14 protein-coding genes are annotated in these 18,699 nt (G+C 48.5%); 7 read left to right on the forward strand and 7 right to left on the reverse strand.

Going from position 1 to position 18,699, the window contains the following annotated elements; genetic code table 11:
• Positions 1-291 precede the first annotated feature (291 nt).
• Both ACJJJA_RS05220 and ACJJJA_RS05225 read right to left on the reverse strand, forming a co-directional pair.
• Positions 292-987, reverse strand: a complete 696-nt coding sequence (locus tag ACJJJA_RS05220) for a 2OG-Fe(II) oxygenase family protein (RefSeq protein WP_444903913.1) — start codon at positions 985-987, stop codon at positions 292-294.
• A gap of 3 nt (positions 988-990) precedes the next feature.
• Positions 991-2,847: a tetratricopeptide repeat-containing sulfotransferase family protein gene (locus tag ACJJJA_RS05225; RefSeq protein ID WP_444903914.1), complete on the reverse strand. Its 1,857-nt coding sequence runs from the start codon at positions 2,845-2,847 to the stop codon at positions 991-993.
• Positions 2,848-2,957: 110 nt separating this feature from the next.
• Here ACJJJA_RS05225 and ACJJJA_RS05230 point away from each other — a divergent pair, with 110 nt between their 5' ends.
• Complete coding sequence (locus tag ACJJJA_RS05230) at positions 2,958-3,680, forward strand: 2OG-Fe(II) oxygenase (RefSeq protein WP_444903915.1); 723 nt, start codon at positions 2,958-2,960, stop codon at positions 3,678-3,680.
• 13 nt (positions 3,681-3,693) lie between these two features.
• Here ACJJJA_RS05230 and ACJJJA_RS05235 read toward each other — a convergent pair whose 3' ends face one another.
• The 5 genes from ACJJJA_RS05235 to ACJJJA_RS05255 all read right to left on the reverse strand — a co-directional run bounded on the left by ACJJJA_RS05235 (position 3,694) and on the right by ACJJJA_RS05255 (position 13,519).
• Entirely contained in the window at positions 3,694-5,523 is a 1,830-nt protein-coding gene (locus ACJJJA_RS05235) for a tetratricopeptide repeat protein (RefSeq protein ID WP_444903916.1), read from the reverse strand.
• Positions 5,524-5,597: 74 nt separating this feature from the next.
• On the reverse strand, positions 5,598-8,408 hold the full coding sequence (locus tag ACJJJA_RS05240) for a TonB-dependent receptor plug domain-containing protein (RefSeq protein WP_444903917.1): 2,811 nt from the start codon (positions 8,406-8,408) through the stop codon (positions 5,598-5,600).
• 228 nt (positions 8,409-8,636) lie between these two features.
• Complete coding sequence (locus ACJJJA_RS05245; protein ID WP_444903918.1) at positions 8,637-11,546, reverse strand: TonB-dependent receptor; 2,910 nt, start codon at positions 11,544-11,546, stop codon at positions 8,637-8,639.
• Between the two features lie 112 nt (positions 11,547-11,658).
• Positions 11,659-12,702 carry a FecR domain-containing protein gene (locus ACJJJA_RS05250; protein ID WP_444903919.1) on the reverse strand — a complete coding sequence of 348 codons (1,044 nt, stop codon included), beginning with the start codon at positions 12,700-12,702 and terminating at the stop codon, positions 11,659-11,661.
• A gap of 289 nt (positions 12,703-12,991) precedes the next feature.
• Positions 12,992-13,519 (reverse strand): RNA polymerase sigma factor, encoded by a 528-nt coding sequence (locus ACJJJA_RS05255; RefSeq protein WP_252084678.1) that lies wholly within the window; start codon positions 13,517-13,519, stop codon positions 12,992-12,994.
• A gap of 235 nt (positions 13,520-13,754) precedes the next feature.
• Between ACJJJA_RS05255 and dnaX the strand changes: the two genes are divergently transcribed.
• From dnaX to ACJJJA_RS05285, 6 genes are all read left to right on the forward strand, one after another.
• Complete coding sequence (dnaX, locus tag ACJJJA_RS05260) at positions 13,755-15,749, forward strand: DNA polymerase III subunit gamma/tau (RefSeq protein ID WP_444903920.1); 1,995 nt, start codon at positions 13,755-13,757, stop codon at positions 15,747-15,749.
• A gap of 61 nt (positions 15,750-15,810) precedes the next feature.
• The gene (locus ACJJJA_RS05265; protein WP_152451685.1) at positions 15,811-16,155 is read left to right on the forward strand and encodes a YbaB/EbfC family nucleoid-associated protein; all 345 of its coding nucleotides are present in this window, start codon (positions 15,811-15,813) and stop codon (positions 16,153-16,155) included.
• A 28-nt stretch (positions 16,156-16,183) separates the two neighbouring features.
• Positions 16,184-16,792 carry a recombination mediator RecR gene (gene recR / locus ACJJJA_RS05270; RefSeq protein WP_444903921.1) on the forward strand — a complete coding sequence of 203 codons (609 nt, stop codon included), beginning with the start codon at positions 16,184-16,186 and terminating at the stop codon, positions 16,790-16,792.
• Between the two features lie 5 nt (positions 16,793-16,797).
• A complete protein-coding gene (rnd, locus tag ACJJJA_RS05275; protein WP_444903922.1) occupies positions 16,798-17,928 on the forward strand; it encodes a ribonuclease D in 1,131 nt (376 codons plus the stop codon).
• Positions 17,925-18,212 (forward strand): YcgL domain-containing protein, encoded by a 288-nt coding sequence (locus tag ACJJJA_RS05280; protein WP_252084682.1) that lies wholly within the window; start codon positions 17,925-17,927, stop codon positions 18,210-18,212. Before rnd ends, ACJJJA_RS05280 begins: the two co-directional genes overlap by 4 nt.
• A gap of 9 nt (positions 18,213-18,221) precedes the next feature.
• Positions 18,222-18,671, forward strand: a complete 450-nt coding sequence (locus ACJJJA_RS05285) for a YcgN family cysteine cluster protein (RefSeq protein WP_252084683.1) — start codon at positions 18,222-18,224, stop codon at positions 18,669-18,671.
• Positions 18,672-18,699: the final 28 nt, after the last annotated feature.

Genomic DNA, 18,699 nt, shown 5'->3' on the forward strand with positions numbered 1-18,699 from the left:
GTCCTATGTAATCCTGATTTTCTTGATTTTTTTTGCTTATATCCTTGATTTTTTAAAGAGTTTATTTTTCTTTCATGCAAGGAGGGAATCATCGAACCGATGAGTGGTAGCTTCCGGAGGAAGTTCGTTAGAGTAGGGAGAGGCACTCTTATAATCGATATGCTAATTAATACTTTATTTTTGCATCTTTATATTACTAGCCTGGCCTCTTTTAGCTGATTGTGCCATCGCTCCAGTATCTAAAAGCTATATAGAACACTGGAGCTGGTTGTGGCTAATAAAAGGCTTGTCTTATTTATCGTGAAACCAGCCGCTAATAGCTATTCGCAATTGTGGTGCAAAAGGAGCGACACAGGTTACGGAGTGAACGTGCTTGACGTCAAATAAACATAAGCTGTTATATTGAGGCACCCAGGATTCAGTGGGAGTGCCATCGTTCTTATAAAATTGAAGCAACCCCCCCCAGTCTGGGTGCCAGTTTTCCGAAAGGTTATATACAAAAGCAACGCGTCTTTTTTCGGATTGAACATCGTCTTTATGTCTTGTAATAAAATCTCCTGGAGCAAAAGCTGTTAGCTGAGCGCTTAGGTAAGTCAGCGAAGGCATTCCGGTGATCTCCCTAATGTTGCTCATCATCTCTTCACTAGACAGCAGATTGTAAATGCTGGCCAAGTGGGGGGGGGAGTTTTGATTAAGTCCTTGCCTTCCATACCAAAAGCCAACACCGTTACTTGCCAGTTTATTGATGCTTTTAATAAGTGAGAGACGCTCATTAACCCCTAATTGTTGAAATTCCTTCTTTGAGATTTCTGAATATTGCTTTCCTGAAATGTGAGCCTGCTTAAACTTGGCATAACTCTGAATATTGTTTTTTATTAGGTGTGCTGAATCATCACTTAATAAATTACTAACTCTACACTTTAAGTCGTTATTGAATTCATTTTTCCAAAATGAGAGGTTGATCTCACTGTTTAACTTATAAGACATGTTTTAACTCTTGCTTAATTTGTTGCTAGAGGTGTTGACTTTTTTTGATTCACGTGCCAAGGCTTCCGTGAGGTCTGTAGCAACTTCAGAAAAGGGCCTCCATTTTTCTGCCTCAATAGAACTGATTGGCTTACGAACCTGTAATTCACTAAATGTAAAGTTGTTGGATTCTTTCTGTGAGGATAAGAAGCTATCTTTCCATTCGTAACCTAAAAAATTAAATAAATCTATTGATTCTCTCTTAGGGTTGCTCAGAAAATTATCAAAATTCATGTTGAAGATTTTATCTGGGAACACCTTGCTCCAATAATCAATTAGCCGAGTTGATTGATAGTAGTAGTGCGCGATGTCTTGTTCTCTGCAGGCGTAGGTGTGACCTTCAGGAAAGGGTTTTGATAGGATTGACATACATACATCAAAAGGGTTTCTACTTAGCTGTATTATGCGGGCTTTGGGAAAAAGTGAAAAAATTAAACCAACGTTCAGCAAGTTGCTGGGCATCTTATCAATAATTTGTTCTTCATGTGCCTCGTTGGCTTTGATATAGCTTTCAGCCATCGAGTTCCATTTGCTCGTGCTAATTTTATTAATATGTTTAAGGTGTTGCCCTTCAAGTTCTAGCTCTAGCTGAGAGATGATTCTTGGCAATTCTTCACTTTCACCGACGCTTCGAGCATTTCCTGAGCTCCCTATTATTTTGTTTATCAGGGTTGTTCCAGATCTGGGCATTCCTACAATGAATATTGGGCGGTGCTGGCTAGAGCTTGTGGTAGGTTTACTTGAAGGGAGGGGGAAAGACTTTATGATCTCTTCAATTTTCTCTTCGGTATTTTTGGGGTTGTATATGTTGTTTGTGCGTTTTAACGTTTCAAGCTTTATTTTGTTTGCGCATTTTATTTGTTTGTAAGCCTCTAAATAATTTCCTTTTTTTATGTGAATTTCTGAAAATGAAAAGTGGTACATTTCTGAGTCGATGGGAGTGGCGGCATGTGACTCAATAGTGTGCTGTAGTTTAGCGATTAATGCATCATCAATCTCATCTGGAGATATTAACTCAGCAATAATTTGCCAGGCACCAGCAATTTGGGGGGCTTTTAGTATTGCCTGCTTAGCGTTATTTAAAGATTTTTTATAGTTTCCATTTAGTCGATTTATTTTGGCGTTGATCAGGTCTGCATGCGGGGATCTTTCCCCCATTTTTATTGCTTTGCTAAGCTCCATTTGGCTTTCATCTACTTTTTTTCCCATTAATAACAGGTCTGCGAACTTCAAATGGTCAGAGGCGGATGGGTGTATTAGTTGTAGATACTTAGAGAATGCAGTTATAGCGGTTTTATAATCTCTAAATTCTGCAGCGATAAGTGATAGTTCCCGGGCTATAGATGGATTTTCGGGGATATGAAAAAATAATTTTTTATAGATTGGTAGCGCTTTTCCTATGTCCCCTTGTCTGAAATAGGAGTATCCCAGAAGATGGAAAGTTTGGCCGTCCATCGGTTCAATTTTTTTAATTGTGTTGATGGCTTGTGGATAGTCCTTAAGGGCAACATATTCTGATGCTATAAATTTAAGGGTGCTATGTTTTATACCATCTACTAGCTCTGCCTGCCTTAAATAAGATAGGGCTTCAGAATTTTTGTTCAAATGTCTGGCGGTAAAGGCAAGAGTCGATAAGACTTGAGCTTCCCCAAGTGGGGTTGAAGGGGTTAGCTCTAGGAGTTGAGAGTATGCAGTATTGTAATTCTTATTTCTCAAATGTGACTCTATTGCTGCAATAGAGGGCCCCCAGTCGGGTGGAGTATCTTTTGGTTGTTGGGAAGTGTTAACGGCGTCTTTGTGTATATTATTGTAATGCTTCATGTAATTGCTTTACCCCTGTATACTCCCCTTAGTAAAATAAGGTTCTTTTTTGTGTGAGCATTTCTAACTTTTGAGGCATTTCTATTTAGAGATACTTGCTGGAGATTTTAATGTATTATATATCACCTGATCTCAATATTGATAGGCTGCGGGAGGAGTACTTAAGAGAATCGGTAGTACGGGTGTCTAATATCCTCCAGTCGCAGTCAGCGAGCGATCTTTTTTCCTTTTTGACGGGGCAAAAGGAGTGGAATCTTTCATTTAATAAGCTGGGCTCCCATACAGATATTGGTTTTTCTGATTATTGTAGTTGGAATAGTAAGCAAAAAGATACACTGAACGATATTATATGGTCTCAGGCGGAGGAAGAATTTCAATACCTCTACAAAAGTATCCCCATATTTGATATTTGTAATCGTGAATATGGCCAAGATAAGCGTTTTTTAGGCATTTTTGAGTTGGTGAATAGCCAACCATTCTTGTCTTTAATGCGCTCAATTACTGGGGATCAAAGCATCTCTTTTGCTGATGTTCAGGCAACTTGCTTTGATCGAGGGCATTTTCTCAAAGAGCATGATGATGGTGTTCTTGGTAAAAACAGGGTTGCGGCATACGTTATAAACCTAACGCCAAATTGGAATGCAGATTGGGGGGGGATTCTGCACTTTAATCGTGGGGAGGTAAGCGCGGTTAAAGGGTTGGTGCCCACTTTTAATACTGTGAATTTATTTAAAGTTCCCCAAAAACACTCTGTTTCATATGTTACCCCATTTGCAAGAGGGAGCCGCTACTCTATTACTGGTTGGTTGAGGCGAGGGCAGATGAATCAGTAAGGTTGGAAGCCTTTTATTTGTGGCTTGGTATAACATCAAATGGTGTTGTAATTCTTAAGTGTTTTGCTTTACTCGGCAGTGGTATTGTTCCGTGCCAAGTATAGGATGGGAACAATACTAGCGCGCCTTTAGTGGGGGTTATTTGCTTTTCGATAAAATCCTTATTGCCAAGTTGGTGTGGGGATTTTCCGAAATAGATGTCACCTGCATCTTTTTGGTGGAGTTTGCTTGTGGGGGGAGGGACTTCCACATAAAAAGCTGAGCTTATCCAGCCCTGAGGATGTACATGGCTAACATGATGGCCTCCATTTTGTAGTGCTACGGACCATGATCCAGAAAATTTAAAGCTACTAGACTTTCTCCCTAGTAGAGGGTGTTCTATATCCTTGGGAAGACTGAAAATATAATCAGAAACCACCTCCCTAAGGCTTTCTTTTAAAGAGTGTATTATTGGTATGTTCTTGTGAAACAATCTCCCTGGAGTTTGGACTCCAGAACGTACTGACTGGAAAAGAGGGCGCTCTTTTAGGTTATGTATACTCAAAAGTTCTTCTTTAAGAGATAGAAGGAATTCATTAAGGTTAGAGAATCCTTTCGGAGTAGGTATTGTGTATTGGCGAACATAGCTGCTATTTTCGTTAAGCCAAAGATACCGTTCATCTTTGAGTATTTTCCAGCAAGTGCCCTGAATGGCCCATAGCAATTGATCATCGGGGCTGTTTCTCAGAGCTTGGTTGACTAGCTTGTCTGCTTTTTCAAACTCCTGAGCCTTGATTAGTGCCATTAAGTATTGCTTGGTCATGCTTGGGCTGGACTGCATTAATGCGACATTTTCGTAAATTTTTAATGCATTTTTTAATTCTCCTTTTTCTTCCTCAATCCTGGCTTGAAGAAAAATCAATTCAAAATTTTTATTGGAGTCAATCTGAGCCTCTAAAGTGCTTTGAGCATTTTCAATTAATCCTGCTGCGATAAGGCTTTCTATGTGAGAAATCGTGATTCCATTATTTTCTCTTATATCTCTTGGTGCTTTGAGATAGCTTTTGCAGAATAAACTCCTATCCCCAAGCTGCCAATAAACCTCATTCAAAGTTTTATGAGCATCTACGTGCAGAGGGTTTATGTTAACTAACTCTTCAAGAGTTTTAGTGGCCAGACTATAGCGGCCAAGGTTTAGCTCCGCTAAAGCTTTAGAGTAAAGTGCTTCATTCATTGTTGGAGCTAAAGTAAGTGCCTCCTCAAATAAAGCAAGCGCCTTTTCAGGTTTCTCCAGTTCTGAATAAGTTATAGCAAGCCCATAAATGGCCTTTAAATATCTGGGGTCTTTTTCTTTCGCTTTTTGGAAAAAATGTATCGCATCTAAGAGCTGGTCGTTTTTCCTGCATATGTTTCCGAGAAGAGTTAAAGCTGCAGGGAGGTTAGGAGTTAAGCCTACAGCTTTTAAGGCATGCTTGTAGGCAGCATCCAGATTGTCTGCTTCAAACTCTAGTATTGCTAGATTTCTCCATGCTTCTGCAAAATTAGGGCTGTAGTGAATGGCTTGTTGGTAGTGGTATCGAGCTGCTTCTATTTCAGCTTGCTTTTTCAAAAAGTTGGCAAAGTTATTGTGCACATGTGGTTGATCGCTTTTAACTCTAAGCGATTTTATAAAAAGCTCCTTGGCTTTATGTTTATTATCTAAGGATTCTTGGGTGGCTGCTGCTAAGTGAAGAATGTTAGGCTCACCCGGGAGCTGTTTCTGTAGCTTCAGAATCGTGGGCAGTGCGTTACTTGCTTTCCCGGATTCTATCATTTTTCCCAGCTGGGATAACAATTGGTAAAAACTAAGGCTCTTATTGTTCATTGACTTCTACCACTCAAAGAAACGGCGAGCCATGCTCGCCGTTTCTTTTATATCACATACAAAATTAAGCGATATTATTCAAAACGATAGCTAGCACTCATGAAGTAACGAGGCCCTAACAAATCGTATGTTGATGGGAAGGTATTTGCTTGCTCCTGAGATTCGCCCAGTCTTGTTGGCTCAGTATCAAGAACATTCTTAACGCCAAGATTCAGGTCAAAATTCTCAGTTACAGCGTAGCCAAGACTCAGATCGAGATAGTACTCTTCATCTATTGAAGGTACTACCAATTGAGTGCCATCACCTTTGGCTTCGTCATCAGTACCATCGATATAACGGACCAGGGCAGATACGGTCAGAGGACCAGTCTGCCAGCTAGCTCTGGTATTCCAGTTGAACTCTGGGCGAGGTGAACCGCAGGTTGGGCCAAAGTTGCCTGCACACTCATCTTTTCGATCCGGTAGACTAGCAACGGGGATCTCATCATACTGAAGCAGATAAGAGCTCATAAAGCCGATGCTCAGATAGGAAGCGCCGTCAATGCCAAAGTTAAGATCCGTGCCGTAATTGATATTAAGGTCGATACCTCTTGTTTCAATCATACCAATGTTGGCGTTGAGTGCGGTAACAAGACCAACATTGCCGTCTGCGCGGCGAGATATTACCTGACAGTAAGGGGAGTTGATATCTTTATAGACGTTATAGCAGATATCAAGAGTATTGTTTACGCCCCCACCGTAGACATCAATAGCATCTTCAATTTCGATGTCATAGTAATCGATGGCGATATCCAGGCCGTCCATAGGCTCGATTACAGCACCGAAAGTGAGGGTGCTTGAAGTCTCTTCTTTCAGCTCTGGATTGCCTCCAAAGGTGCCCTCAATCTGGGAGTTGGCTTGTTCGAAGCTGCCTGCTGGAACGCCTGCCATTGCCGCACAGAGGTCCAGATCAGTTTCAGGGGTGGCATTGCCTTCTGCGCAAGGGTCGGTAGCTGGAGGGAAGCCATTAGAGGAGCCAAGGAATAGTTCGCTGACGTTTGGCGCACGTACTGATTCTTGATAGCCCGCACGGAACTTAACCATTTCTATCGGTGCATAGTTCAAGGCCGTCGCGAAGGAAGTTACTCCGCCAATATTTGAGTAGTCGGAATAACGAGCCGCACCCCAGAGGCTCAGGCTTTCAACGCCTTTTCTTCCCGAAATCAACGGTACGTTCACCTCGGCAAATACTTCCATAGCGGTATAGCCGCCTACAGTCGCTTCACCGGCATTAAATCCGAGCACATCGCCAGAAGAAAGGAAGCTGTCTGGGCGGTAGGTAGATTCGTCATCGCGATGCTCGAGGCCAACAACGAGGCCTATGGGCTCGTCAGCAGTTGGGATGGTAGCCAACACGCCAGATACACTTGCAGAGATTACTTCTTGCGTAATGCTCGTAGTATTGGTCGCGCCCACATTGATAAAGTCAATGGCCTCCTGGGTAATGTTACCTGCACCCCAGATATTGAGGGGGACACAGCCATTTGAGGTGTCCTGACACTGAGTGCCATCATCGGTTACCAGGATTGCTTGACGAAAGCGGGAAGCTGCAACATCGTTATTGAGCTGATTGGTCTGCTCAAGGTTGCTGAAGCTGTAATAGGCATCAAATGACCAGTCGTCATTAAAGTCGCCACGTAAACCTGTCAAGATTCTGAAGGCATCGCGGGTATCAACGGATTGGCGGGAGCCATTTTCTACCATGCGACGACCAACAAATATGCTGGTGGGCGCATTTTCCTCAAGTCCGCGGGCAGCATTCAGGTCTTTGAGTTGTTGCTGGAAAGCGGAGTCAAAAAATGGGGTATTAGGGTTAACGGCAACAGTAGTAAAAGCAGGGGTTGGGGCTAGCTCCTGGGGCACTTCGTTATGTGTAAATGCCATCTCGCCATAGGCGGTCATCTTGTCAGTCAGGTCATAGTGAGTAAATGCACTGACCATAAAGCGTTCTTGTGGGAGCTGAAGGTAATTATCTGGCGCATAATTAAAGCGGTCTTCGGGGTCCCTGAAGTCACGTGAGGTGCCATCCGCCTCAAAAATTGTGCCGACTCCACCGGTACCTGTTCCAAACACCCGCGTACCTGGAACACCTGAGGAGCCACCGGGAACCAAGCTATCGTCAATGCCATCACCATCGGTGTCACCTTCTTCCCAGGTGTTTCGGCTAAAGCCCCGATCAGCTTGGAACACCGCATCGCGATCACTCCAGGAGGCGTATACGGTTGCGTTACCGCGACCCTCGGCAAAGTTACCACCGATAGTAAGGTCTATATTGCGTTTGGCGCCATCGCCATCTTCGGTAACATCATAGAGGCTGGTAATTTGTACGCCTTCAAAATCATCCACCATCTGGAAGTTGACGACACCGGCCAATGCATCAGAACCGTATACGGCAGATGCCCCACCGGTGATTACATCTACACTTCGAATTAGTGTGCTAGGGATGGTGTTGAGATCGACGATGCCAGTCTGGGTGGATGGAATGTAGCGACGGCCGTTAACGAGTACCACTGTACGTGTGGAGCCAAGACCGCGAAGGTCGACGCGGGCAGTACCATCACCTGGGTTGTTTGAGCTGGGCCCGAAGCTTGGCATGGTTTGAGGAAGTTCAGCAAGCTTTTGTTCAATATTTAGGTTGCCGGAAATCTTAAATTCTTCTGCGCCGATTGAGGTCAGTGGAGTTACAGACTCTAGATCTTGGCGTTTGAGACGCGAGCCAGTTACTACTACTTCTTCAACCATCTCCGCATCTTGTTGAGCGAAAGCGGGCATGGCCGGAACCATAATTGCGGCAGCAGTGAAGCCAATGGCTCCTTTCACGGCTGCGGACAGGAGGTTCTTTTTCATTGTCAATCCTCTCTTGATCGTTGGATTTATAATCTGTTGTCAAAAATGACGAGTTTTGAAAGCAGCTACCCCCAAGTGGCCGCTTTCCTCCCAACATATCTCTTAACGAGTGACATGAAGATCCCCTCAAAAAAAATCTCATTTTTTTGCTGATACTTCGTTTTGGGTGTTTTGGCAGGTTTGGGAGAGGGGGCTGCAGTATGAGAGGCTGCTCTTGGAGATGGTAAGTTATAGTCTTACAGAGAAAGCGCTATACCAGTACCTTCCAGTCAGGTCGTAAGTGCGGTGGTCAAAGTTATTTTCTGTCGCCGTTACAGCGAGAGGAGGTGGAGTGTTAAGCAGGTTGTTGACTCCTATTGAGAATCGAAATCTGCTAGAGGGGTTGAAGGAGAGTTGTGCATCATGGCTAAACCAGCTGCCTATATCGTTGGTGACGATTCTATCGTTCAGAGCGTAGGTTTCCTTAGTGCGACCGACGAAATGTACGGTGTAGCCAGCCTTCCATTGGTTGCTGCTCCAATAAATCCCCGCATTGGCTTTAAATTCTGGCAGTGAGCCTGCCCCGCCAGTTGTGATGTCTACAAAAGTGCCTGACAGTTCTTCTTCAGGCAGTCCTGCGGCTCCCTGGTTGAGGTAGTCCAGCATATGGCTTATGTTCATAGCCAGCTTGAACTGCCCATGCTCATCCTCGGGTAGATCGTAGCGAAGCGCAATATCGTAACCACGGATGGTTCTGCGACCTTTATTGATTCTTGTTGCGAGAATTTTGGTGATTTCACCTTGCTCGTCTCTCAATACTCTATCGCTGAATAGCCCAGCATAGGCATTTTGCTCAACCAGGAACTGAGGGTTACTGCCAATGACATCTTCCTGTTGAATGTTAAAAAATTCGACTGCAGAGCTTAACCCTTCTATATGCTCCGGTGTCCAGGCAAGGCTAGCTGTAAGGGTTTTTGAAGTTTCAGGCGTGAGGTTGGGGTTGCCTCCAAACTCGGTAAGATACTGAATTCGTGCGCTGTCTGATTGCCCTGGGCAGCCAGTTAAAGTGCTTGCGCTCTTACTGGTACAGGGGTCAAAGATAAACTCCTGACTTTGATAGCCCTTTTGATACATATCAGTAAGAGTGGGGGCCCTGAAACCGCTGGCATAGCTGACCCGTAGATTTAAGTCCTCCAAAACCTGCCAGCGTATGGCGAGCTTGGGGTTGTAGGTATTACCAAAGTCGCTATAGCTGGATAAGCGGACGGCCCCATCGAGCCAGAGTTTTTCTTCCTGAATTGGGATTGAGACCTCGGCGAAAGTTTCTTTAATGGTGCGTGAGCCTCGAGTCGCTCCTGGGGAGTGCCCACCAATATAGGAAAGGCCGTTTAGGTCATTCGAGTCGCTGGTCAGGGTTTCATGTCTAATCTCAAATCCTGCTGCCGCTAAAATTTCTCCGGCTCTGGTTTCCCCTAGGGATCCGTCTGAGATAAAGGTGAGAGATTCCATTCTCGTGCGGCTGTTGGTAGTGCTTGTTCCTCGAATAAACTCCAGCTGTTCCTGAGGGATGCTGCCGCTGGGGCCGAGGAGATTGATAGGGGTGCAGGCGTTACTCGAATTGCAGCTGGTAGGCCCCTTCAAGCCTTGAGAGAGCGCTAGGGGGTTAATAAGATTGCTGAGTTTTTCAGATTTTTTTGCCCTTTGCAGGGAGGTATTCAGTTCCCAATGCCACTGGTTGTAAACCCCTTTGATTCCTGTATTGAGTCTCCAGGTGGCTGTGCGGTTTTTTTGAATGCGTGGACCTAGTTCCGTAATGCGCTTCCTAACATCTGTAATTGTTTGGTTGAAGGGGTTGTAGATGTTATCTGCTGCTATTGTCAAATCACCGTTATCGAAGCGTGTGAAGACTGGGGAGGGCGCTTTAGTCGACTCTGCAGAGGTGTGTAGACCCATTGCCTCGGCAAATAAAAGGAGGTTGTCTGAAAGGTCAAAATTAGCAGATAGGTAAGCAGAGTTACTTTTGAGTGGAGTGACGGCAGAGGTGTGGTCGTTATAGTTGTAGCGATCTTCTAGGGACCAGTCCCGATAATTATTGGAGGTTTGACTGGTCAGAGTGGCACCGTTATCAAGCGCGATAAATCCTTCGGGGGTGGCTGATGAGCGTTTATCTGTGCCACCAAAATCTCGGCTGTCTGCAGACTCAGATAAGTTGCGGTCGCGGCTCATTATTGAGCCTTGGGTGTATTGTGCCAGGTTGAGCATGATGTGACCCCGCTCGCCGTGTCTCCCCCAGGTTAAATGGTGGGATTCGGTTTCGCGATCGCCAGCTCCTGATTGCCCATAGTAGCTATCTAGAGATAGGCCCTCGAAGTCCTTGCGGAGGATAATATTGATCACTCCAGCAATGGCATCCGATCCATAAACTGCAGAAGCCCCGTCTTTTAGGATCTCTACACGCTCAACTAAAGATAAAGGAATTGTGTTGAGGTCAGTGGCCTCTCCGTTATATCCATCCCCAATTATGCGGCGACCGTTGATCAGGACCAGTGTGTTACTGGCAGGAAGGTAGCGAAGAGAAACGGTGGCTGTTCCGTCATCCTGTTGGCTGACTGAGGTACTGGTGGAATTTCCCGAAATGGCTGGGAGAAACTTGAGTACATCGGCAACAGTTTGCGCTCCGGTAAGTTCAAGCTGCTCCCGGGTTAGTCTGTCGATAGGAGCATAGCCGTCTAGCTGATAATGGCGCAAATGGCTGCCGGTAAGGCTTTGGCCGGTAACTGTGATTTCTTCAGGTGCTTTGCTGGATTGCTGTTCCGATCGAGGCGGTGACTCCTTATTTGGAGTCACCGCGAAGGAGGTCGGGCCTATACGGTGATAGGAAAATGGAAGGCCTTCTAGTAGTTGTTCAATTGTTGCTTCAAATTGGTTTTGCCCTGTACTCAGTGTCTGCTTAGGTAGTTGATATAACGAAGCTGAGGAGGTTGGTACCAGAATAGAGACTTGGCACTGCCTTCCCAAAGAAATGAGGGCCTCTGGCAGAGAGCTCGCTGGAAGCTCGATTCTGGGCTTTGGGCACAGTGCATCGGCCGCACTATTTGCCGACAGCATGAGTGCTAAAAAAGCTGTAACCCAGTGCTTTACCGTCAAGAAATTGCCCATTTTTATTGCGCCCAGCAGTTTGAATTTAACTGAACGGGTGTATCTATTGTGTTTGTGGGCGGGGAGTTGGTTATTTGCTTAATAAACGACCGCCATTTGAGACGGTTATAACCTAGTTGTGCTTGGGAGACAAGATAGTCAGGTTGTTGTTGCTGCGGTCCTGCTGAAGGTCCAGGGCCGTGGTAATGGCTTCGAGTGTGTTATCTGGGTCGGATATGGCAAAAGTACCAGATACTAGGCGTCCCTCGATTTGTGGTGCAGCGACAACAGGGGTGGCTAAGTAGCGGTTTAGCTCTTGCAAGGCCTCTTTGAGGGGAGTTCTTTCAAATACCAGGATACCGCGAGTCCAATCTGTCGCCTCTTCCGGTGAGGTGCGCTGGACTTGGGTGAGGCCTTGGTCAGATACGCTGACCTTTTGGTTCTTGATTAGCGTAACGGAGTCGGGGGTTAGGCCTGGTGTTTTCTCTGTTTCACTGACAGAGACTTTACCTTCGGTGACCGATACTCGGGTATTCTTTGGGTTCAGCTCTACATTAAATTCGGTTCCCAGTACACGGATACTTGCACTGCCTGCGGCAACGGTGAAAGGGCGGGCAGTTTGGCGAGCGACGTCAAAAAAGGCCTCTCCACGAAGGAGTTGCGTTTGTCTTTCCTTGCGGCTAAAGCTGACGCGAAATTCACTATTAGAATTTAGCTTTACTTCGGACCCATCAGGCAGGCTGATGGTGCGAATCTCACCTAGCTGGGTGATATAAACTTGCTGGTCGTTCTTACTGTTTCCAAGCCATTGCAGGCCAACCCAGACAGCGAGGAATACACCACAGGTGGCGAGTCCGCCACCGATGAACCATTGCGGTAGTCCCCAATGAATAGGTTGTACTCTTTTCTTTTCTTGAGCTTTTCCATTTTGGGTGTGGGGGCTGGGTACACTCTCAGGGAACAGTTGATCGATTGGCATATGGGCGAGGGCACCCAGGTCGCCCCAGAGCTCGACCACCTCATCGAAAGCCTGGCGATGAGCTTCAGAAGCTGACAGCCAGGCTTCGAATTCATGCTTTTCCGCGCTACTCATGGCCTCTGAGCGTAAGCGAGCAACCCAAGCACAGGCCTGGTCCAGGCTCTCATCGCTTGTTTGACTTTGGGGGTTGCTGTTCATATTTGCTCTGGTAGTTAAGGGTTAAATAACGCTTTAAGAGTGGGACTCTGGTCTCAAAATTCAGTGCATCTTACTCAAAACTGCCCGACTTTTGCGATGCCGGTGAAGGTAAAGATCTTTCTACAGAATAATCGCAACTCAACTGCCTCATGTAGCAGCAAATAATTCTGAAAGTGCCTCACTTTTCAGGTTGTGTCAGGATTTAAGCTCCACTCATGCACACTGAGACGGCTGAGAAGGTGCCCCCCTCAACAAAAATTAGTGAGGAGACTGAATGGAAGCTTCGGGTTTACGGGGAGGAATCCACTTTGCGCCGGCAGGCCTTTAGTGCCTGTAGAATATATTTCTCCACACTGCTCACTGAGATGTTCATTTCATGGGCGATTTCACTATAAGAGAGTCCGCGAGTTCTATGTAGCAGAAAGGCTTGTCGGCACTTCAGTGGCAGTTTATCCATTGCCTCATAGATGGACTGTAACTGTTGGCGTGCAGCGAGAACCCGTTCTGGGGACTGATGATCGGTATGGTCGTTACCGTGAGTCTCCCCCTCTAATGAGACTTGCTGGTTGAGGTACTCCACATGCAGCTTGCCTCGACGTAGTTGGTCAACAGCCAGATTGTTTGCGATTTGGTAGAGGTAGGCGCGAGGGTTTTCCAACTCCTTTTCATCGCTGAGTTTTTGTAGGCGCAGGTAGGCATGCTGAGCAATATCCTCGGCATCGTCTGGGCTTTTGACAATACGTGCGACAAAGCGCACCAAGGCTTGGCCGTGCTCGGCAAATAGCCTCTCCAGAAGTGTCTTCCTGGCTTTATTCATTGCGTATTGCTTTCCCCGTCCCAGGCTCGCTTTATCGTTGTGAATTGTTTGTTCTTAGTGCGAGCTGGCGCAGTTATATCACAAGGTTGGCTTGGGCTACGAGTGGCGCGAAACGATCTCTTGGGGTGATAGCCTGCTATTCGCTTTGCCTCGTCGTCTATGCCGGTATAATGGCGCCCGCGCCAAAGGCGCTGAGATATAAGTTGGCAGAGGTGTGCCGAGCACCGGAGACTGGATGAGCTATCAAGTACTGGCACGTAAATGGCGCCCGCGTCTTTTTAAGGAGATGGTGGGGCAGGAGCACGTGCTTCAGGCACTTATCAATGCCTTGGATAACGGCCGGCTGCACCACGCCTACCTGTTTGCCGGTACTCGGGGAGTGGGAAAGACCACAATTGCCCGAATTCTGGCCAAATGCTTGAACTGTGAGGAGGGTGTCAGCTCAGAGCCCTGCGGACAGTGCAATGCCTGCAATGAGATAGCCGATGGCCGTTTTGTCGATCTGATTGAGGTGGATGCGGCATCCCGCACCAAAGTGGAGGATACCCGGGAGCTGCTGGAAAATGTCCAGTATGCTCCGACCAGGGGGCGCTACAAAGTCTATCTGATCGACGAAGTGCATATGCTCTCGAACAGTTCCTTCAATGCCCTGCTGAAGACTCTGGAGGAGCCGCCGCCCCATGTAAAATTCCTGCTTGCCACTACAGACCCACAGAAGCTGCCAGTAACTGTGTTGTCCCGCTGCTTGCAGTTCAAGCTTAAGAATATGAGCCCCGAGCGGATTGTCGAGCATCTGCGCTTTGTACTGGGGGAGGAACAGGTGCCTTTTGAAGAAGGCGCCCTTTGGCAGTTAGGCCGCGCGGCAGACGGTAGTATGCGCGATGGTATGAGTCTCACCGACCAGGCTATCGCTTTTGGCGGTGGCAAAATCAGCGAAGCCGAAGTGCGTGGCATGCTCGGTAGCATCGATACCGGCTTGGTGTGGAAACTGCTACATGCCTTGGCAGAAGAAGATGCGGCGACGTTGTTTGCTACTGTTGCTGAGCTGGCTCAACAGGCTCCAGACTTTGGCGCCACCCTGGCAGAGCTCTCCGATAATCTACATCGCCTGGCGGTCGCCCAGATTTTGCCCCAGTCGATAGATAACGCCCTGGGCGATGGTGAGCGGCTACGACAGCTTGCCAGTCGCATAGCCCCAGAGAATATACAGCTCTACTATCAAATGACCCTGCACGCTCGCCGTGACCTGCCCCTGGCCCCAGATCCCCGTAGCGGCTTTGAAATGGCGCTGTTGCGCATGCTGGCGTTCCGTCCGCAGGGCGTAGCGACAATTCCAAGGGCAGAACTGCCTGAAACAACTGCTAGTGCGCAAACTCAGACGGTTCTTAGAGAGCAGGCACCTATCGAGCAGGAGAATACCGCCGAAAAAAAGTCTGAAGTTGTGGTGCCTCAGCACTCTGAGAGTGCCGAAGCTGTGCCGACTCCAGGGCCTCATGTCGAAGCGATAGCGGCTGTGCAGAATGAAAGCCGGGTTCAGAACTCGGTGCCGGCTAGAGGGGATATGCCTCCTAAACTTGAAGAACCCGCGCCCCAGCAACCTCCATATCATGCAGAACAAGCCGGCGAGTTAGTACTGGATGCCCAGACTGCAATAGTTGAGCGGCCACTAGAGGTACCCAGCGCGCAGCCCTCTGGCTCGCGGGAGGGGGTTCTGGCTGAACTTCGCCAACGCGTAGCGGAAGTCGAGGCCTCCCCCCCTGCGGTAGAAAACCAGGCCCCCACGAGAACGGAAGCGGTTGCTCAGGTTGCTGAAGCACCGCCGGCACGCTTTGATGCCCTTACATCAGGTAGCTGGCCGGCACTCTATAAGCAGTTGGGCGTCAGCGGCATATTGCACTCGATCGCGCAGCATCTGGAGCTAGTGGGGCGCCAGGACAATATACTTTCCTTTACCCTGGACGAATCTTTTAGCAGTCTTTATGACGAGGTGCATCAGCGGCGCCTGGGGGACTTGCTGGGAGACTTTTTCCAGCAGTCGGTTATTGCACAGATTCAGGTGGGGCAGGTACAAGGCAGTACGCCGGCACGTTTGGCTGCGGCGACTCGCGATGCGCGCCTAGCAGCAGCGCGGGATGCCCTTACCTCAGACCCCCTGGTTCAGGAACTTCAGTCCGAGCTGGGCGCTGAGTTAGTGTCAGATACTGTTGAATCCCTGGCGAAGGCGGATTGATAGAGTTTTTGGTTACCCGGCGTCTAACCGGGCTCACACATAATAGAGATAGAGGTTACCTATGAAAGGTTTGGGCGATCTGATGCAACAGGCCCAGAAAATGCAGGCCGACATGCAGGAAAAAATGCAGAAGGTACAGCAGGAGTTAAATGAGCTACGCGTGTGCGGTGAATCCGGCGCGGGTATGGTTAAGGTCACCATGAATGGCCGGCACGATGTTATCTCTGTGGAAATCGACCCTTCCCTGCTGTCCGAAGACAAAGAGATGTTGGAAGATCTTTTGGCCGCGGCAGTGAACGATGCTGTGCGCCGAGCTGAGGAGAAGGCCCAGGAGTTACAAAAGCAGCAGGTGGGCAACCTCGCTTCTGGCATGAATCTGCCGGAAGGCTTCAAGTTTCCATTTTAAGGGGCAGAGCCCGGTTGTTTAGCCTTATATGTTTAGCCCCTTAATCGAAGAGTTGATTCGCGCGCTGCGCTGCCTGCCCAGTGTGGGCCCCAAGTCGGCCCAGCGCATGGCGATGTACTTGTTGGAAAAGGATCGCGACGCTGCAGAATTACTGGCGCGCAGCCTGGCGCAGGCTGTGGAGAAGGTCGGACGTTGTCAGCAGTGCCGTACATTGACCGAAGAAGCCGTATGCACTCTGTGCAACAACAGCCGACGCGAACAAACCTCTCTCTGCGTTGTTGAAACTCCCGCCGACGTGCTGGCGATTGAGCAGGCTGGTAACTACCATGGCCGCTATTTTGTGCTGCACGGTCACCTGTCTCCGATTGACGGTATCGGCCCCGCGGATCTTGGTATGGACCTACTGGAGCGCAGGTTGGCCAGTGAGCCATTACAGGAGTTGATTGTCGCCACCAATCCCACAGTAGAGGGGGAGGTGACAGCCCAGTACATCGCCGAGCGCGCCAAAGCGCAGGGAGTGACTGTCAGTCGTATCGCCCATGGCGTTCCCATCGGCGGTGAGCTGGAATATATCGACGGCGGTACCCTGGCGCACGCCTTCAATAGTCGCACCGCCTTCTTCCCCCCAGCAGAGTAATACCGATGGTTGAAATAGATACTACTCCACGCTGGGTGGACTCCTGCGAGCAGTTGGCGGCTTTGTGCGCACAGTGGCGACAGCAGCGCGCTGTGGCTCTGGATACCGAGTTTATGCGCAGTCGCACCTTTTATCCTCAGCCGGCCCTAGTACAGGTTGGGGATGGCAGGCACTGCTACCTCATCGATAATCTCGCCATTGAAGACCTGCAACCTTTGCGTGATCTGCTGCTGGATACGGCTGTTACAAAAATCATGCACAGCTGCAGCGAGGATTTGGAGACTCTGGAGCGTCTGCTGGGGGTGATCCCCGAGCCCATTTTTGATACTCAGCTCGCCGCGGCGATTAGTGGTATGGGGGCAGGCCTCGGTTACGCCGCTACCGTGCGCGAGCTATTGAGTATTGAACTGCCGAAGAGCGAGACCCGCTCGGATTGGTTGCAGCGCCCTCTCAGTGATGCCCAGAAAACCTACGCCGCACTCGATGTGGCTTGGCTGCCGGTTCTCTATGGTGCCTTGCTAAAGCGGTTGCAGGAGCAGCAGCGGGAAACTTGGCTAGTAGAAGACTGCGCAACTTTGGTGGCAACTGCGCGAAGCCCGCAACCCCCTGAGTCCTATTACCAGAAAGTGAAAGGTGCCTGGCGCCTGCGCGGCAAACATTTGGCCGTGTTACAGGACCTTTGTACTTGGCGGGAATGTGAGGCGCGAACCCGAAATATGCCGCGCAACCACCTGCTCAAGGAAAATCTCTGTATGACCATGGCCCAGCAGTTGCCGCGGCATAAAGGCGCCTTGAGCCAGGCTGGCCTCGAGGGCCGTGCCCTGCGAGAACACGGTGATAGGTTGTTGCAGTTGATTTCCCGCGCTCTGGAGCGCAGCGATTTACCGACGCGTTTACCGCAGCCGCTCAACCGACAACAGGGGGAGTTACTGAAGTTACTGCGTAAAGAGGTCGCGAGTATTGCAGAGCGTGAAAATCTGCCTACAGAAATCCTAATTCGCAAAAAAGAGTTGGAAGCCCTGGTCCTTGCTCGCGACCCCCAGTTGCAGGGGCGTCTCTGTGGTTGGCGCGCCGAATTGGTTGGTCGGCCCCTGCTTAAAGCTCTGCGACATTTACGCAAAGAGGAAATGAAGTGAAAGTCTTGTGTGATATTTATCGCAGTCCCAAAAAAGAAGAAATGTATTTGTACGTCGATAAGCGTGAGGGGACTGCGCGGGTACCTAAAAATTTATTGGAGTTGTTTGGCAGCCCCCAGCACGTCACTACCATGCTAATGACTCCAGAGCGCAAACTGGCGCGTGCAAATGCCGACAAAGTCCTGCAAGAGGTACGTGTGCAAGGTTACTATTTGCAGATGCCGCCGGTGGCCGATTCTGAAATGCGTGAGATCGCATTGAAAAACAGCAAACTGCAGCGCTGAGTTAGATTAATGGCACAATTGCCTTTTTGGCGACGTAAAACTCTAGCGCAAATGAGTGAACCTGAATGGGAAGCTCTGTGTGATGGTTGTGGGCGCTGCTGCCTGCACAGCCTGGAAGATGAGGAAACTGGTGAGCTTTACAACACCAATGTCGCCTGCCGTTTGTTGGATACAGACTCCTGTCGCTGTAGCCAGTATTCAAGGCGAAAAGAATTGGTGCCTGGATGTGTGCAGTTGCGGGTAGAGGATATAGACCAATACACCTGGCTTCCGAGCACCTGTGCCTACCGTCGCTTGGCCGAAGGGCACCCTTTGCCGGAGTGGCATCCGCTTGTGAGTGGAGACAGCCAGTCTGTACACAAAGCGGGTATGTCTGTGCGCGGCAGTGTCATCAGTGAGGAGCTGGTTCACCCGGATGATATGGAGGAGCATATCGTCACCTGGGTGGAAGCCGGTTGAACTAGTGAGGCATTGCCACTAGTTCCTG

Source organism: Microbulbifer mixtoriginis (SeqCode) (assembly GCF_052466865.1).

What these genes read in the sequence shown, in the direction of transcription:
- ACJJJA_RS05265 (WP_152451685.1), top strand. Translation starts at nt 15,811, where the DNA reads ATGAAAGGTTTGGGCGATCTGATGCAACAGGCCCAGAAAATGCAGGCC.
- recR (WP_444903921.1), top strand. Translation starts at nt 16,184, where the DNA reads ATGTTTAGCCCCTTAATCGAAGAGTTGATTCGCGCGCTGCGCTGCCTG.
- ACJJJA_RS05220 (WP_444903913.1), bottom strand. Translation starts at nt 987, where the DNA reads ATGTCTTATAAGTTAAACAGTGAGATCAACCTCTCATTTTGGAAAAAT.
- ACJJJA_RS05285 (WP_252084683.1), top strand. Translation starts at nt 18,222, where the DNA reads ATGGCACAATTGCCTTTTTGGCGACGTAAAACTCTAGCGCAAATGAGT.
- ACJJJA_RS05245 (WP_444903918.1), bottom strand. Translation starts at nt 11,546, where the DNA reads ATGGGCAATTTCTTGACGGTAAAGCACTGGGTTACAGCTTTTTTAGCA.
- ACJJJA_RS05250 (WP_444903919.1), bottom strand. Translation starts at nt 12,702, where the DNA reads ATGAACAGCAACCCCCAAAGTCAAACAAGCGATGAGAGCCTGGACCAG.
- rnd (WP_444903922.1), top strand. Translation starts at nt 16,798, where the DNA reads ATGGTTGAAATAGATACTACTCCACGCTGGGTGGACTCCTGCGAGCAG.
- ACJJJA_RS05230 (WP_444903915.1), top strand. Translation starts at nt 2,958, where the DNA reads ATGTATTATATATCACCTGATCTCAATATTGATAGGCTGCGGGAGGAG.
- ACJJJA_RS05225 (WP_444903914.1), bottom strand. Translation starts at nt 2,847, where the DNA reads ATGAAGCATTACAATAATATACACAAAGACGCCGTTAACACTTCCCAA.
- dnaX (WP_444903920.1), top strand. Translation starts at nt 13,755, where the DNA reads ATGAGCTATCAAGTACTGGCACGTAAATGGCGCCCGCGTCTTTTTAAG.
- ACJJJA_RS05240 (WP_444903917.1), bottom strand. Translation starts at nt 8,408, where the DNA reads ATGAAAAAGAACCTCCTGTCCGCAGCCGTGAAAGGAGCCATTGGCTTC.
- ACJJJA_RS05235 (WP_444903916.1), bottom strand. Translation starts at nt 5,523, where the DNA reads ATGAACAATAAGAGCCTTAGTTTTTACCAATTGTTATCCCAGCTGGGA.
- ACJJJA_RS05255 (WP_252084678.1), bottom strand. Translation starts at nt 13,519, where the DNA reads ATGAATAAAGCCAGGAAGACACTTCTGGAGAGGCTATTTGCCGAGCAC.